This is a genomic window from Niabella sp. ZPM-14 (assembly GCF_055693045.2).
On the sequence record NZ_CM181148.1, the window covers coordinates 3,105,378 to 3,121,272 of the forward strand.

Sequence of the window (15,895 nt, forward strand, 5' to 3'; positions counted from 1 at the left end):
GTGTTCTAGGAAGCCATTTCTTTTTCAAACTGCATCTGGTGAAGCCGGGCATAGAAACCGCCTTTAGCCAACAGCTCACTGTGAGTGCCGGCTTCCATCAATTTGCCTTTATCTAACACCAGGATCTTATCAGCTTTACGGATCGTGCTTAAGCGGTGAGCTATGACAATAGAGGTCCGGTTCTGAATGAGCTTATCCGTCGCCTTCTGGATCAGCAACTCACTCTCTGTATCGATCGATGAAGTCGCTTCGTCCAGTACCAATATCGAAGGGTCGTATAACAACGCCCTGATAAAAGATAACAGTTGCCGCTGTCCCAAAGAAAGGGTAGCGCCACGTTCCTTTACGTTGTAGTCATAGCCGCCGGGCAGCCGCATGATGAAATCGTGCATATCGATCATCTTTGCCGCCGCTATCACCTGGTCCTTTGTGATATTTGGATTGCGGAGGGTGATATTATCGATGATGGAACCTGAAAAAAGAAAAACATCCTGGAGTACAACGCCGATATTCTCCCGGAGGTATTCCGGCGACAGTCTCCTGATATCTATACCGTCAATTTCAATACTACCTTTCTGGATATTGTAAAAGCGGTTGATCAGGCTGATGATCGTGGTCTTGCCGCTGCCGGTATGACCCACGATTGCCACTGTTTGCCCCGGCTCAATTCCGAAGCTGACGTCTTTCAGGACCCAATGTTCATCGACGTAAGCGAAGTGTACCTCCTTGAAATCAATTTTGCCCTTTACGCGTTCGTCTGGTTGAAAGTAGCCGCCTTCCGGTGTTCTCTCTTCATCGGGATTATCTAATACTGTGAATACCCTGTCGCTGGCGATGACGCCCATTTGTACGGTATTGAACTTGTCTGCGATCATCCGCAGTGGCCGGAAGAGCAGGTTGAGACATAAAATGAAGGATACGATGACGCCTTGCTGACTTTGCTGCAGGTCAAGTGCTTCTTTTGCCGTGAACCACACCACCAGGCCGATTGATAAAGCCAGAACAATTTCAATCACGGGAAAGAAGACGGAGTAGGCAAAGATGGCGCTGATATTGGCGTTGCGATGTTGCTTGTTGATCGCTTTGAATTTATTGAATTCATTGCGTTCGGCTGCAAACGCCTGAACCACGCTCATGCCGGACAGATGTTCCTGCGCATAGGCATTGAGAGCAGCTACGGCATTGCGCACTTTGAAAAAGGATTTGTTGATACTCTCTTTGAAATAGTAAGTAGCCACGATCATGATCGGGAACGGGATGAGCGCGATCAGGGTGAGCTGCCAATCCACCCAAAACATGTAGACCAGCACGCAAATGATAGAAAGCAGGTCGGCAATGATCGGGATGAGCCCGTCTGAAAATATCTCGTTAATGGATTCAATGTCGTTGATGGTGCGTGTCGTCAGCGTGCCGATCGGGGTTCTGTCAAATTGCCGCAGGTTCAGCCCCAGGATCTTCTTGTACACGGCAACCCGCATGTCCTTAACAACGGCCTGGCCCAGCCATGCTGTGATGAACGAAAAAACAAACCGCATCGCTGTCTCCAGCAAGATGATCCCCATCTGGATCATCGTAATATAGATCACCATCCCCGGAATGGATTGCGCAATATATTTATCAACTGTAAGCTGTATCAGGAGCGGGCGCACGGGCGTTAACGCCGCCAGCACTACAGCTAGGATCACCGACCAGTAAAACCTGGATTTGTAAGGGGCCGCATACTGAAAGATGCGTCGCAATTTGGATACGTCAAAAAATACGTTCTTCTTTTCCTGCTGCATTAGACGCAAGATATAATAAATGGTTCATAGTGCATGGCTGATGGCCAATGGACTTGAACCATAAACCAGGAACGTGGATTAAATGTCTTCTTCGCCGGTCTCCTTTTTATAAGCCTTGATGAACAGGGCACCGAGATTCTTGTAAGGAGGGATGTAATCTTCCATACCGGTAATATTGGCCGCTGCTCTGAACTCTTTCCAGAACGGAATCCAATCGACATCTTTTTTCTGCCTTAGATTTTCCAGGAAGATCCGGATAAAGGGAAGGTTGATATCGCGATATCCCGTTTGTTTGGAAGAGATGATGTGAGCGTCGCTCGACTTTTTAAGAATCGAATCGATCAGGAAAAAGCCGCCACAGGATCCCATAAAAACCACACGGGAGGTAGGCGTAATGTAGCTTACGCTGGTAGGCGCATGGTAGCTGTGTCCCCGGTGAAAGGTCACCGTTGGTGATAAATTATTCTTTTCAAAGTATTCCTGCATCGCATTCTGGGCTACGAAGTCCTCGTCTTGCGTATTGGGCAACGGCCGGTTGGCATATACATAAATAGGAACGCCTGAGGTTGATTTTGCTACAACATATTTGCTGTTGCTCTGATCGACCCGCCATTTAGGATCATTATTAAAAGTGCGCACAAAGATGTCGAAGTCCATCATACCATCTTCGTCTCCATAGAAAAACATTTGCGTGATAATTTCTCCCTTTTCGTTGGTGAAGCTGTTAAAAGGAATATTATACACCGGGGGAATACCCAGCTCTTTGGTCAGGTCAATGTTCTTCGTTGGGTCCGCTGACATGAACAGCTTGTCCAGGATATTGTAAATAGCCATACCGCGCTTATTGTTCGCTCTGGCATTCGCCTGGTAATTAGATTTTACGTTAGCCAGCATCTGCTTAGCCAGGTCGGGCAAGGTTTCGTAAAGGCTTGCGTAAGAGTCCGCTACATCCACCCCATCTTCCAGTCCTTTGGATTTCTCCAGTCCTTTTACAAATGCGGTCATCAGGTCGCTCGCATTTTGCTTATTGGGAAAGGTAGTGAGAAAAGTTTTTAACGTATTGTAACCCGCAGCCTGGCGGATAAACTTCCGGTAATGATCAAATGACAATGTTACGAGCAATGAATCGCCCCGGTTGTTGATCTTGCTCATCATTAACGGGAATACGCCACTTGTATAACTGCTCGTGTATATCAGACCGTCAGTCAGCACTGCCAGATAATATAGTTCCTGTGCGGTAAGATCTTGCAGACAACGGAATCGTACCGCGTTGGGAGATTCGTGCAAGGCATTGATCTCGTTTACAAACTCGTCACTCGCTTTCTTTTTCATCCACGCTGCAATCACATCGTAGCCAATGGCCGTATCGCCGCTCAAGGCACGGCGGCTGTAATCCATGCGTGTTTTCACCAGTAGGCGGTAATATTTTACCCTGTCATTTTTTGCCGCATCCAGTTCCGCCATCGTCACTTTTCCTTTCACCAGATTATCGAGGAAAGGGAAATAGATCTGGCCGCTTTTCATCTCCGACAGGCCGACCACTGTCTGCACAAAATTGTCGTCCTTAATACCCCTTATTTTGTAAGAAAGTTTGCCACCGCCCTGGGCGTAAGAATATAATTGCTCAGGGTAAAGGCGTCCAATGGCTTTGATCAGGCTATCCGCATGTTTGGAGTCTGTGTATTTCGTTAACCTGTAAAACGTTTTGTCCGGGTATTGCCTTGCATATTTCAGGATCAGCAGGTCTTTTAATTCACTATAGTCCGGGTTTTCTTCAAAAATGCGCGGCAAGGTTGCCGTGTAGACAATATCATATGAAAAATGCTGTAAATAAGGAATGATCGATTCTTTGGCAGTATTTACCTCGATCAGCTTTTTGTACAGGGAAAATATTTGCAGGAAATGGCTGGGCAACACTTCTTTTTTTCTCCAGCCCGTGCGCATGTGCCTTAAAATATCGGTAAGGCCCACCAGGTAGCCGGGTTTCAGGCGTTGTTCGATTTGGGCATCTGTTTCCACGAGGTAGCGGATCGCATCAACCTGGTTGTTAATAGCCGCGGTAGCCAGCTTGCTCACGCCCGGATTATTTTCGATTGCAAATTCATCATCTTGCTTGCCGTCGCTGCCCAGCAATAACTTCTTTTCTTTAAGTATGTTGTCGTGAAAAAGCTGCCGGTTGATCGGAACGGTGACGCCATTGCCTTCGCCCTGGCTCCATAAAGCTGTTGCGCAAAAGAGAGATAAAACCAATGAAAATAAAGCCTTTCCTGTCATAACTATAGATTGATCTTGCCTGCAAAGGTAATTTGATATATAAACGTAAAAAGTTAAAAGATGTTCTGGTTGGCGGTTTGGTTGCAATCTGAAACAGCGCCTTACGCGCTGTTGATTCATGATCCGCTTGTTGCCGGACCTTTGGCGCATAACGCATCAGTGCCGGTGTTTGTCCGGGAATATATTGGGTCAGCCGCTCCCGGTCTGAAGAGCGTTACACGTTGGAGTAACGGAAAGCAGCGTGGCGCCGCTGTACCAATGCCAGAATGCCAAACAATACGGCACAATAAAACAGGTCACCGGCAAACGCATTGAAAAACATCTCTGAGCTCATGCTATTATAAAAAGGCAATGCGCGCAGATAAGTAGTCGCCAATGTAAGGCCCGGTTCGTGCATAATCGTTCCTGCGGCAAAATAATTTCCCACCCAAACGCCGAAATTGGAAATGATCCAAAAGATTGCGGACCCGGTCAGGGAATATCCCAACACTTTCACTGTTTTAGGCTGGTGCAACGATGTGCCGAGCAGCACGATCAACAACATGCCTGCGTATACAAAAGCCTGGGAAATAATCACAAAAGGCTGAGAGAAGCTGTAGATTCCCATCTTCCCTGTCAGCTGCAGTGCAATATCCGAGATGAGATAGGCTCCGATGGGAACCAGGTAGGCCTGCCATTTATTTTTGAACTGGGAGCCGCCAAATAAAGCCATCGCTACCAGTGGTGAAAAATTGTAAGGATGAGGTAACAGCCGGCTCATGGCTGCCAGAACGATCATGATAATAAGCAAACCTGCTCTTACATTTAATTTACTCATGGTACAAAAGTAGTTAGTTTTATAAATTTGCATCCTTAATACCATAAAAATGAAAAAAATAATTATTGCGCTGCTGCTTATGGGTCCGGCCATTTTGGGATACGCGCAACCCCCTGCGGGGCCTGCTGAGGTTGGAAACGTGTACGGCGCGAAAACGACTGACAAGGGAGTGGAGCCGCTGGCAAAAATCACTAAAAAGCTGTCAGAGAAGGACTCAGTGTCAACAAAGATCACCGGCAAAGTATTGGCTTCCTGCCCTAAAAAAGGGTGTTGGATGGACGTAGAACTGGCGGATAAGAGTAAAATGTTTGTGAAATTCAAGGATTACGCCTTTTTTGTTCCAACAGACATCGTTGGCAAAACCGTGGTGTTGGAGGGCATCGCCTTTAATAAAACCACCTCTGTGGCCGAACTACAGCACTATGCGAAAGATGCCAAGAAGAGCCAGGCAGAGATCGATGCCATCAAGGAGCCGCAAAAGCAACTTCGTTTTTTAGCTGATGGTGTTTTGGTGGTAAAATAGCCGTTGTAACAGCAATTTCCGGATTAAAGCGAGATAAAAATTTGGGAACGATCAATTCCCATTATTTGTAATAATATCCTACTTTTGCAGCCTGAAAAATTAAGGCTGGGAAGCAGCCATAACAAAACCAATTATAAATTAAGTATATGCCAGAAATTAAACCCGACGAAATAAGCGCCATATTGCGGGAACAATTAAGCAATTTTAATGCTCACGCAGACCTGGAAGAAATAGGTACTGTGTTACAGGTAGGGGATGGTATCGCCCGCGTATACGGGTTAGGAAATGTACGTTATGGGGAACTGGTTGAGTTTGAAGATGGTGTACGTGCTATTGCGCTTAACCTGGAAGAAGACAATGTGGGTGTGGTATTGATGGGAGAAGGTAAAGACATTAAAGAAGGATCCAAAGTGCGTCGCACCGGCCAGATCGCCTCTATCAAAGTGGGCGAAGGCATGGTAGGACGTGTGGTAAATACATTAGGTAACCCGATCGATGGTAAAGGCCCGATTGCCGGCGAGTTGTATGAAATGCCGCTGGAGCGTAAGGCACCGGGTGTAATTTTCCGTGAGCCGGTAAAAGAGCCGCTGCAAACGGGTATTAAAGCTATCGATGCGATGATTCCTATCGGTCGCGGACAGCGTGAGCTGATCATTGGTGACCGTCAGACAGGTAAAACAGCGATCGCTGTAGATACCATCATCAATCAAAAAGAGTTTTTTGACGCTGGCAAACCAGTATACTGTATTTATGTAGCGATTGGTCAGAAAGCATCTACCATTGCCGGTGTGATGAAAACTTTACAGGACAATGGCGCTATGGAGTACACAACCATCGTTGCGGCTTCTGCTTCCGATCCTGCACCATTGCAGTTCTATGCTCCTTTCGCGGGCGCTGCTATCGGTGAATTCTTCCGTGATACCGGTCGTCCGGCGCTGATCATTTACGATGATCTTTCCAAGCAAGCGGTGGCTTATCGCGAAGTATCGCTGTTATTACGTCGCCCGCCAGGCCGTGAGGCTTATCCTGGTGATGTATTCTACCTGCACAGCCGTTTATTGGAGAGAGCTGCGAAAGTGATCAACAATGATGAGATCGTGAAAAACATGAACGATCTTCCTGAGTCTATCAAACACCTGGTAAAAGGTGGTGGATCGTTAACCGCGCTTCCCATCATTGAAACTCAGGCGGGAGACGTTTCTGCTTATATCCCTACGAACGTAATTTCTATCACTGACGGACAGATCTTCCTGGAATCGAGCCTGTTCCTTTCCGGTATACGTCCTGCGATCAACGTAGGTATCTCTGTAAGCCGCGTGGGTGGTAACGCTCAGATCAAATCGATGAAGAAGGTAGCTGGTACCCTGAAGCTGGACCAGGCGCTTTATCGCGAGCTGGAAGCGTTCTCCAAATTCGGTGGTGACCTTGACCCGGCTACTAAAAACGTAATTGATAAAGGCGCACGTAACGTAGAAATTCTGAAGCAGCCACAGTATTCTCCTTTCGCCGTAGAAAAGCAGGTGGCGATCATCTACCTGGGAACCAACGGATTGATCAAAGAAGTACCGGTAAGCAAAGTGAGAGATTTTGAAGATCATTTCCTGATGGAAATGGAAAATAAATTACCTGAAGTAATGGCCGAATTCAAAAAAGGAAATCTTCCTGAAGACGGAATCAAACAGATGGTAGAGCTGGCTAACAGCCTGATTCCACAGTATAAAAATTAAGCTGCGGCCTCCGTTCACTTACTTGACTGACGGAGAGCTAAAGTATATATTTTAATTTTTTAATAAGCCTTGTTCTACGGAACAAGGCTTACGCTTTCTGGAATTATTTTGGAATGCGTATATTAGCTGGTAAAAAATCATATGGATCGCCCTATAAATTGCTTGATCGTTGATGATAATAAAGTTGCACGCATGTTGTTGCAACAAATCCTCATTAAAATTGAGGGTATTAATATACTTGGCGAGTTCGACGATCCGCTGAAGGCGAAAACATATATCGAAAACAATGCGATAGATATATTATTCCTCGATATTGAAATGCCTGGTCTTACAGGGCTGGAGTTATTGAGAATGTTACCTAATCGTCCGCTCACCATTTTCACCACAGGCAAGCCGGCTTATGCGGTGGAGGCTTTTGAACTGAACGTGGTCGATTATATCGTCAAACCTTTCTCCCTGGCGAGAGTTATGCAGGCCGTTGAGCGGGCTAAAGAATTGTTGAATAGTGAAAACGTAAGAATAGGCAAGGATGATTCCAGTGATTTTGTGTTTGTGAAAGACAACAGGATCATCCGGAAGCTGAACATGAACGATATATTATGGATTGAGGCGAAAGGAGATTACATCAAGGTGAATGTACCGCAAAAAAGTTATGTGGTACACGGCAGTTTGAAAGCCATAGAGGACAAATTGCCTTCCCAGAAGTTCATGCGCATACACAGAAGTTATACCATCGCGTTAGATAAGATCGATTATATTGAAGACAGGATTGTTTATGTACACGGCCAGGCCATTCCTATATCAGAATCTAACAAAGACGCACTGCTGAAGAGCCTGCAATTACTTTAAGGTCGCCAAACAGTTATGAATCAAAAAGGTGTCGCTTTTTTCTCCATTGTAATATTAGCGTTGGCATTGATGGCGTTGATCGTAGTGACGCAGTTTTTTACAAACAAATCTACATCAGCGCTGACAGTGGGTAACCACCAGGCCGTGGAGACCTTTGGGCTTAACAATAACCTTCAGTTATTGGTCAACATGTCTTTTGAACTGGAGAGAAAGTTCAGAAGTGCGCGGGTAATGACTGACAAAAGCAGGCACAACCCACTTGCCGATTCCTTAACGGCCTTTGGGTATAATGCATTCCTCATCGTCAATCAGGGTCTTCCGGAAGGGCAGGCAACAGCGGAGCGCATCAATAGTATTATCGATTCGCAGGTCCACTTTTCAGAGAGAGTAATCCAGGAAGCCAAATCCGAAGATAAAAGCCGCCTGTCGCTTGCTATCGATTCACTAAGGGCATTGGGACCGGGGCAGAAGGTGCTGGAAAATTGTACAAAACTGCAGCAGGAACTGCGCAATAATCTGCAGCATACCCTGGACAAGAACTCTGATCAGGCCAGCCAACTGTCTTTTTTCAATCGGGTATTAGCTATTTTCTCCATCATCGCGATCCTGGTGTTGGCTACCATTATTATCCGTCGCCAATCGCAGCAGCTAAAGCTCATCGAAGAGCTGAAGGCCGCAGAGCTCGCAGCGCTTAAAAGTAAAAACGCCAAAGACGAGTTCCTGGCCAATATGAGCCATGAGCTGAGAACGCCTTTGAACGCTTTGATCGGCTTTGGAAAATTGCTTGACAACACGGAGCTCAATACACAACAAAAAGAATACGTTGATATTATCAAGTCGAGTGGGTATAACCTGCTTCACATTGTGAACGATGTATTAGACCTTTCTAAAATCGAAGCGGGGAAACTGACTGTGGCTCACCGGCCCTTCAATCTCTACGATCTTTTTATCAGGATCGAAAAGATGTTCTCCGCCACCATCAGGGAAAAAGGCCTTCGTTACAAGTACTATATCGACGAACATATTCCTGAATTTGTAATCGGAGACCCGGACCGGTTGCAGCAGGTTTTTATCAACCTGATCAGCAATGCGATCAAGTTCACATCAGAAGGCGGCATAGATGTAAGCGCCGGCATCGTATGGATAGACGAAGAGCAAAAATTTTATAAGCTCAGTTTTACTATCCGCGATAGCGGTATCGGAATACCTAAGGACAAAGTGGCTACGATATTCGAGCGGTTTGAACAGCTGGAACAAGGTACCCAGCGGCAACATGGCGGAACAGGTCTGGGATTGACCATCGTAAAAAACCTGGTGGAAAGAATGGGCGGCTCCATTTCGGTATACAGCCATGTAAATGAAGGATCTGAGTTCAATTTTACCTGTATACTTGAAAAGTCAGCGGCGGTAGAAGAACCGGCCAAAAAGATGACTACCCGCAGGTTTTCGTTTGAAGGATATAAAGTATTAGTGGTAGAAGATAACAGGGCTAACCAGGTGTTGATCAAGCATCTGTTCAATAAATACAAGCTGCAGCCTCAATTGATCGATAACGGTCAAAAAGCCGTCGATCTTTTGAAAGAGACGTCGTTTGACCTGATCTTTATGGATATTCAAATGCCGGTAATGGACGGCTATACGGCAATTTCCACCCTGCGAAATGAACTAGATATCAAAACACCTGTTATAGCTATGACGGCCTATGTTTCGGAAGGAGAGGTGAAAAAGTGCCTGGAGGCGGGTTTCTCCGATTATATGGCGAAGCCGCTGGATGAGGAATTACTCGTTCAAAAAATGACCACGTATCTTCATCATGTCGAAGTGGAAGAGCCTGTGGCCGAGGTCCAACAGGATGGAGAGCTGGAATTCCTGAAAACAGTCGTGGGCGATAACCGGGAGATGCTGACAGAGATCCTCAACGAGATGCGCTGGCAATGGGATCAGGATAAAAAAGACCTCTTGTTTGCGGCTGAGCACAAAGACCAGGAAGGCGCTCACAGGGTGTTGCACAGGATGAAGTCTACCTTCTTATCGTTGGGTCCTAACCATTCCGTATATAAAATCCTTTCAGAGCAAGGCAACCGGCTGGCAGGCGACGCGGAGGAGCTTTCTATGAAGAGTGCCGCTTTTGTGGAAGAAATTGATTTGTTAATCAACAAGACGCTGGATTATGCCATTGAGGAATAAAGCAATGTATACGAAGATGACCAATTCTTCGTTAAGTATATTGTGGGTCGGCGCAATGATCCTCCTGTTGGCCATGCTGTATAACTGGAGAAGCAAAGAGGTGCCCCATTCCGAAGTGGTGGGTATGACTCCGAACAAAAAAGGCATTTTCGTCGATCAATTGCTGTTATCTTCAAAAGATCTTACATTGGTAGAAAGTGTTAATCTGATCAACCTCTCACTCAAGGGAGAAGGAGATGGCAAATCGGCTGATCCGGACTCTGTATCTTACTCCGCTCCTGAAAGGAAGTTGAAATATTCCAAAATTTTGAAAAACAAGATCAGGGAGATATCTGAAGCACCAGAAAATAATAACGACGGCTATATTATCAAGCCGTTACCCCAATAACACGGACATGCATACAAAGACGCTGGTTATAGCACTGGTTTCGTGCATCCTCCTTTTTTCATGCAGCACGCAACAACGCATGTGGTCGGCCAGAAAAAAGACGGAGGAGGCAAGGCGCACCATTGAAAGAGATACCGTAACCCTGAATGCCATTCATTTTTCAATCATAGAGAAAGATGAGAATGAAGCCGTCGATAGTTCTCTTAGTAACAGGTTCGAAGAAGTGATCGGCCAGCTCAGGCAGGATCTCAACGGGATCGAGAGAACCGTGAAGGCCGTGGAATTCTTCATGGACAACCGGTCCAACTTCAGCGGCCCGGCTTACAATGCGTCGGTGGCGGCACACGTGAGCCGGCTGGACTCCTTTATTCTTCAGAAAGAAAAGCGGGACCGGATCTATGAACTGCTGAATGAGGCCGTCCGGATCAAGGCTTTTGAAAAGTACTCCCTCGGTGCGTTCTTCGATCCCGGTGTCTATAAAATGTCCCCATCCAGCTTCAACCGCCTGGAGCAATCGTTTTTGCCGGCGATAGATTCCATGGCGACTCTTTCCAACCGCTATGCTGACTTAAAAAGAAGCATTCACCTGGTTGTTGTTGGCTATGCCGACGCGCTACCCTTTAGCACGGAGACCCCCCTTTATAAAGAACTCAAGAATTATTTGAAAGTGGAAGAACCTACCAGAGCACAACTCAATCTGGCGCTTTCCGACCTGCGGGCTGCTGAATTTTTACGCAACCTGAATCTGATTTTAAAGAAAAATGCTGCCAAGTTCGTCAGTTTTGACCGCCTTACTGTTGGTAACAGCAGTTACGGACGGGGCGAAGCGCTGCCATTCAAAAATCTCACGGATTATACCGACAATGACGAGCGTAGACGGGTCGTTGTATTCTATTGGGCGATCCTGCCTGAACTGGAAAACCTGCATTTAGCAAACGTCAAAAAGCCTTAATCGAAAAAATAAGGCCATTCATCGAATTTTTAAGCCGTTTCATCGAATATGACTTATTTCACCTGGAAATTTGAGCTATCTTCATGTCGGTTTAGAGGGCTTAGAGTGGGCTTCGGGGCCTTTCCAGGTCAATCGTTCGCCCCTCTTTTTTTTATGGCCCTTTCCCTCTTGCTAAAACAATGAATATGGACCTTAAAAGTCGCATTACATCACATCTTAATCTCGAAAATGATTTGATCCTGTCTGCCAGCGATTACTTTAAAGAGCCGATAGGGTACATTGAAAAAGCAGTCGACCTGATCACGGAAGCGACATTGACCGCGCTCAACGGGCAATTCGAAAGTTTGGAGAAATCAGATGAGTTATTGAAAATAGGCAAGGAATGCTCGGTCCTGAAATTTCGTGATTTCTTCGGGCCGGACTATTATATTTTACAAAAGGGGAGAGGAATAAACTCAGAAATATTTGGAGTAGCGCTTGTCAATACGATAGACGAGATCGCCAAAGAATGCAAAGTAAGAACCAAGACCGTTAATTTACTGATGGCGTCTACCACTCCGGCTATCTTAAGCCTGCTTCATACCGTCAATAAGGATCGCCGACTGACGCCGCTGGAAGTTCACAAGGTTTTGACCACAAATAAAATCAAAGCCTACACTTTGAAGATCGCAAAGATGGCCAAAAGGCTGGTCACGAAGCCCGGTTTCACCAGGAAACCCAGATAACTATTCTTCAATCTTTTCGTCTACAAGCTTCGAAGTTACTTCGGGCATTACCTTTTTGATAGGGTTAGATCGTTCGTCCTGGTATTCTTTCCGGTAACGAATGATATCCACGCATTTATAGACCGCTTCCAGGAAGGACGCCGGATCGGCAATGCCCTTTCCGGCAATATCAAATGCAACTCCATGATCGGGCGAGGTGCGCACAATATTCAGACCTGCTGTATAATTGATGCCTTCGCCTATTGCCAATGATTTGAACGGAATTAACCCCTGGTCGTGATACATGGCCAATACCGCATCAAATTTCTCATGTTGCCCGCGCGCGAAAAACGCGTCCGCGCTGAACGGCCCAAATACCAGCTGGCCTCGGTTTTTAGCTTCCCGGATTGCCGGCTTAATGATCGTGTTTTCTTCGTCGCCGACCAGTCCATCGTCTCCTGCATGTGGATTGAGCCCCAACACGGCGATGCGTGGTTTACTGATGCCGAAGTCCGTCGCCAGAGATTGCTGGATCAGTTCGAGTTTGCTTAAAATAAGCCCGGTGGTCAGGTGGCTGGCGATGTCCTTCACCGGTACGTGTTCCGTAACCAATGCCACCCGCATATTCTCTGCACACATCATCATGACTACGTCCTTGGCCTGGAAAGCATCCTTCAAAAACGGCGTGTGGCCGGTATAAGAAAAGGATTCGCTTTGCACATTGCTTTTATGAATGGGCGCAGTCACCAATCCCGCAATAGCCCCCTCCTGCAAGGCCTGAACCGCCGAACGTAGCGACAGCACCGCATATTTGCCACCGGTCTCGTTCAAAGCGCCCGGAGTGACGGCGATCTCTTCCTCCCAGCAGTTAAAGATATTGACCTGCTTGGGGTTGACACGGGAGAAATCTTTGATCGGGTTGAAGCTGAAATTGGCATCAGTAGCCAGTTTCCTGTAAAAATTGATGACCTTGTTATTCGCAAATATGATCGGGGTGCAGATGTCCGTGATTCTCGAGTCAGAAAAAGCTTTCACGATCAGCTCAATGCCAATGCCATTGATATCTCCACACGAAATTCCGATTGCAGGTTTATTTGTATTCATAAAACGTAGTGTGTAAAAGTAAACAATTATTTTTTAGTGATCGCAGGCTGATCGGGGCTGTTGTACCGCGTAAATAATCCGGTAAAAAATCATTTCCTGACAACTAACTTTGCGCCATGTATGTACTAAAGAAATCTTTGGGGCAGCACTTTCTTAAAGATGAAAATATCTGCCGCAAGATTGTGGAAGCGCTTCAAAAAGATCCGCTGGATCAATTGCTCGAAGTAGGTCCAGGTGGAGGAGCGCTCACCAAATACCTGATGGAGCTTCCCGGCATCCGCTTCAAAGCGATTGAAATCGATGATGATAAAGTGGCTTATCTGTCAGACACCTACCCGGCTTTGAAAGATAAGATCATACATCAAAGTTTTCTCGATGCAGATGTGCCGTTTGAAGGGCCTTTTACCGTGGTGGGTAATTTTCCTTATAATATTTCAACCCAGATCCTTTTCAAGATACTGGACTGGAAAGAGCAGGTGCCCGTAGCAGTAGGCATGTTTCAGAAAGAAGTCGCACAAAGAGTGGCTTCGCCCGCCGGGAGTAAAGTATATGGGGTGCTTAGCGTGCTGATACAGGCCTTTTATGAGGTGCATTATTTATTTGATGTACACGAAAATTGTTTCAACCCGCCACCCAAGGTCAAGAGCGGTGTGATTAAAATGTATCGAAGAACTACAGTGGAGCCGATGAAAACCGAACGGCTTTTCTTCACCCTGGTAAAAACAGCTTTCAACCAGCGCCGTAAAACCTTGCGTAACGCAGTTCGTTCACTATTCGATGCCGGGGTGCTGTCTGATCCAATTTTCGATCAACGTGCGGAGCAACTGTCAGTGGCGGATTTTGCTGCTTTGACTTTCAGGATGGGGTAATCATAATATTGTTATTAAAAAAGAAGAGTCCCTAAGCCCAGCGTATAAACGCGAGCGGATAGCGGGACATTCATCAACCATAAAAAGAAAATATACGCGGATGAAAAAAGTGATCATTACCGGTAATGCACATCCGGTTTTGCAGCAAACATTGACTCAGAAAGGCTTTGATGTTTCTTACGAGCCTGCAATCTCGTATGAAGAACTGAAAGCGAAAGGAGCAGGTGTTGCAGGATTAGTGTTAACCACGCGGATCAAAGTGGATGCGGCTTTGATCGATGCGATGCCGGAACTGGAGTGGATCGGCAGACTTGGAAGCGGCATGGAGCTGGTAGATGTGACGTATGCAAAAGAAAAAAATATTCTGTGCGTGAGCAGTCCCGAAGGCAACCGGAACGCAGTAGCAGAACATTCATTAGGGATGCTGTTGATGTTGATGAATAAAATGAATATTGCGATCCCCGAAGTAAAACAAGGCATCTGGCTACGCGATGAAAACCGGGGCACCGAGCTATCTGGTAAAACAGTGGGCATCATCGGGTATGGAAATACGGGCAGCAGCTTTGCCAGGTTGTTGCAGCCGTTCGACGTAAAACTACTCGCTTACGATAAATTCAAAGTGGACTTTGGGACAGACTTTATACACCAGGCCACACTGGAGCAGGTTCTGGAAGAAGCCGATGTCATCAGCTTCAATGTGCCCCTTACCCCTGAAACACGATACATGCTGAACGCGGAATTTGTGAGCAAGCTGAAAAAGAAACCGATCATTGTAAGTGCCTGTCGCGGCAAGGTCATCAACACGGCCGATCTGATCGACGGATTGAAACAGGGGCTGATATCCGGCGCCTGTTTGGACGTGCTGGAAAATGAAAAGCTAGACAGCTATATGCCCGCAGAAAGGGAACAGCTCGAACAGCTGCTTTCTTTCCCGAATGTAATCGTCACGCCTCATATCGCTGGTTATAGCCATGAGGCCTTCCTGAAAATGGCTACTGTCGTACTGGAAAAACTCGGGCTATAAGGCGTCGATTCTTTAACAATTCGTTTATTTATATTAACGGATCTTTTCATTATATTTGTAACAATTGATAGCAACGCTCTGGTTCGTGTCCGGAGCGTTGTTATTTTTTTGTTTAAAACATAAAATGACGAGTTATGAGTGCTATTCAGTATGTAACGAAGGAGACGCTGGAGCAAATGAAGGAAGAACTGCAACACCTGAAAGGGGTGGAACGTCCTGCTGCGAGCAGGGCTATTGCTGAGGCGCGGGAAAAAGGAGATTTAAAAGAGAATGCCGAATATGATGCAGCCAAAGAGGCGCAAGGCCTCCTGGAGGCCAAGATTGCTACTTTAGAAGGAGCCCTTGCTAACGCGCGCGTGTTGGATGAGAGCACTATTGATACCAGCAAGGTGTCTATTTTGACCAAGGTAAAGTTGACGAATCTGAAAACTAAAAAGCAGGTTACTTACCAACTGGTGAGCGAACAGGAAGCCGATCTGAAAGCTGGAAAAATTTCAGTAAGTTCTCCGATCGGACAGGGCATCCTGGGCAAAGAACCTGGTGAAGTGGCCGACGTTCAGGCACCTGCCGGTTTGATTCAGTTTCGCGTAGAAGAAATCAGCTTATAAATTTTTTTTATTTGAGAACCGGCTACGGCCGGTTTTTTTTATTGATAACCTCGAAAGTTTGAAGCGATTTGTTTAGAGATACTTTGGT

General features: G+C 46.2%; 14 protein-coding genes. 10 read left to right on the forward strand and 4 right to left on the reverse strand.

The features are described 5' to 3' along the window. Positions 1-5: 5 nt before the first annotated feature. The 3 genes from ACU37H_RS13170 to ACU37H_RS13180 all read right to left on the reverse strand — a co-directional run bounded on the left by ACU37H_RS13170 (position 6) and on the right by ACU37H_RS13180 (position 4,872). Positions 6-1,781: an ABC transporter ATP-binding protein gene (locus tag ACU37H_RS13170; protein WP_472703689.1), complete on the reverse strand. Its 1,776-nt coding sequence runs from the start codon at positions 1,779-1,781 to the stop codon at positions 6-8. Between the two features lie 78 nt (positions 1,782-1,859). After that, entirely contained in the window at positions 1,860-4,055 is a 2,196-nt protein-coding gene (locus ACU37H_RS13175) for a hypothetical protein (RefSeq protein WP_472703687.1), read from the reverse strand. Positions 4,056-4,269: 214 nt separating this feature from the next. Then, complete coding sequence (locus tag ACU37H_RS13180; protein ID WP_472703686.1) at positions 4,270-4,872, reverse strand: DUF6580 family putative transport protein; 603 nt, start codon at positions 4,870-4,872, stop codon at positions 4,270-4,272. Positions 4,873-4,921: 49 nt separating this feature from the next. On the opposite strand from ACU37H_RS13180, the gene ACU37H_RS13185 reads away from it, so the two are divergent. From ACU37H_RS13185 to ACU37H_RS13215, 7 genes are all read left to right on the forward strand, one after another. Then, positions 4,922-5,395 carry a DUF4920 domain-containing protein gene (locus ACU37H_RS13185; protein WP_472703684.1) on the forward strand — a complete coding sequence of 158 codons (474 nt, stop codon included), beginning with the start codon at positions 4,922-4,924 and terminating at the stop codon, positions 5,393-5,395. Between the two features lie 146 nt (positions 5,396-5,541). Beyond that, on the forward strand, positions 5,542-7,122 hold the full coding sequence (gene atpA, locus ACU37H_RS13190) for a F0F1 ATP synthase subunit alpha (RefSeq protein ID WP_472703682.1): 1,581 nt from the start codon (positions 5,542-5,544) through the stop codon (positions 7,120-7,122). Positions 7,123-7,314: 192 nt separating this feature from the next. Next, positions 7,315-7,971, forward strand: a complete 657-nt coding sequence (locus ACU37H_RS13195) for a LytR/AlgR family response regulator transcription factor (protein WP_494407552.1) — start codon at positions 7,315-7,317, stop codon at positions 7,969-7,971. Positions 7,972-7,986: 15 nt separating this feature from the next. Further along, positions 7,987-10,158: an ATP-binding protein gene (locus ACU37H_RS13200; RefSeq protein WP_472703678.1), complete on the forward strand. Its 2,172-nt coding sequence runs from the start codon at positions 7,987-7,989 to the stop codon at positions 10,156-10,158. 4 nt (positions 10,159-10,162) lie between these two features. After that, on the forward strand, positions 10,163-10,546 hold the full coding sequence (locus tag ACU37H_RS13205; RefSeq protein ID WP_494407553.1) for a hypothetical protein: 384 nt from the start codon (positions 10,163-10,165) through the stop codon (positions 10,544-10,546). Between the two features lie 7 nt (positions 10,547-10,553). Then, positions 10,554-11,498 carry an OmpA family protein gene (locus ACU37H_RS13210; RefSeq protein WP_472703675.1) on the forward strand — a complete coding sequence of 315 codons (945 nt, stop codon included), beginning with the start codon at positions 10,554-10,556 and terminating at the stop codon, positions 11,496-11,498. A gap of 185 nt (positions 11,499-11,683) precedes the next feature. Then, positions 11,684-12,223, forward strand: a complete 540-nt coding sequence (locus ACU37H_RS13215) for a hypothetical protein (protein ID WP_472703673.1) — start codon at positions 11,684-11,686, stop codon at positions 12,221-12,223. Here ACU37H_RS13215 and pdxA read toward each other — a convergent pair whose 3' ends face one another. After that, on the reverse strand, positions 12,224-13,306 hold the full coding sequence (pdxA, locus tag ACU37H_RS13220; protein ID WP_472703671.1) for a 4-hydroxythreonine-4-phosphate dehydrogenase PdxA: 1,083 nt from the start codon (positions 13,304-13,306) through the stop codon (positions 12,224-12,226). A 116-nt stretch (positions 13,307-13,422) separates the two neighbouring features. Here pdxA and rsmA point away from each other — a divergent pair, with 116 nt between their 5' ends. The 3 genes from rsmA (at position 13,423) to greA (ending at position 15,807) form a co-directional block, all read left to right on the forward strand. Then, on the forward strand, positions 13,423-14,175 hold the full coding sequence (gene rsmA, locus ACU37H_RS13225; RefSeq protein ID WP_472703669.1) for a 16S rRNA (adenine(1518)-N(6)/adenine(1519)-N(6))-dimethyltransferase RsmA: 753 nt from the start codon (positions 13,423-13,425) through the stop codon (positions 14,173-14,175). Positions 14,176-14,275: 100 nt separating this feature from the next. After that, a complete protein-coding gene (locus ACU37H_RS13230) occupies positions 14,276-15,199 on the forward strand; it encodes an NAD(P)-dependent oxidoreductase (RefSeq protein WP_472703667.1) in 924 nt (307 codons plus the stop codon). A gap of 134 nt (positions 15,200-15,333) precedes the next feature. Then, entirely contained in the window at positions 15,334-15,807 is a 474-nt protein-coding gene (greA, locus tag ACU37H_RS13235) for a transcription elongation factor GreA (RefSeq protein WP_472703665.1), read from the forward strand. The last annotated feature ends 88 nt before the right edge of the window (positions 15,808-15,895 follow it).

Coding starts and splice junctions, on each gene's coding strand:
- ACU37H_RS13170 (WP_472703689.1), bottom strand. CDS start 1,781: ATGCAGCAGGAAAAGAAGAACGTATTTTTTGACGTATCCAAATTGCGA.
- ACU37H_RS13175 (WP_472703687.1), bottom strand. CDS start 4,055: ATGACAGGAAAGGCTTTATTTTCATTGGTTTTATCTCTCTTTTGCGCA.
- ACU37H_RS13180 (WP_472703686.1), bottom strand. CDS start 4,872: ATGAGTAAATTAAATGTAAGAGCAGGTTTGCTTATTATCATGATCGTT.
- ACU37H_RS13185 (WP_472703684.1), top strand. CDS start 4,922: ATGAAAAAAATAATTATTGCGCTGCTGCTTATGGGTCCGGCCATTTTG.
- atpA (WP_472703682.1), top strand. CDS start 5,542: ATGCCAGAAATTAAACCCGACGAAATAAGCGCCATATTGCGGGAACAA.
- ACU37H_RS13195 (WP_494407552.1), top strand. CDS start 7,315: ATGTTGTTGCAACAAATCCTCATTAAAATTGAGGGTATTAATATACTT.
- ACU37H_RS13200 (WP_472703678.1), top strand. CDS start 7,987: ATGAATCAAAAAGGTGTCGCTTTTTTCTCCATTGTAATATTAGCGTTG.
- ACU37H_RS13205 (WP_494407553.1), top strand. CDS start 10,163: ATGTATACGAAGATGACCAATTCTTCGTTAAGTATATTGTGGGTCGGC.
- ACU37H_RS13210 (WP_472703675.1), top strand. CDS start 10,554: ATGCATACAAAGACGCTGGTTATAGCACTGGTTTCGTGCATCCTCCTT.
- ACU37H_RS13215 (WP_472703673.1), top strand. CDS start 11,684: ATGGACCTTAAAAGTCGCATTACATCACATCTTAATCTCGAAAATGAT.
- pdxA (WP_472703671.1), bottom strand. CDS start 13,306: ATGAATACAAATAAACCTGCAATCGGAATTTCGTGTGGAGATATCAAT.
- rsmA (WP_472703669.1), top strand. CDS start 13,423: ATGTATGTACTAAAGAAATCTTTGGGGCAGCACTTTCTTAAAGATGAA.
- ACU37H_RS13230 (WP_472703667.1), top strand. CDS start 14,276: ATGAAAAAAGTGATCATTACCGGTAATGCACATCCGGTTTTGCAGCAA.
- greA (WP_472703665.1), top strand. CDS start 15,334: ATGAGTGCTATTCAGTATGTAACGAAGGAGACGCTGGAGCAAATGAAG.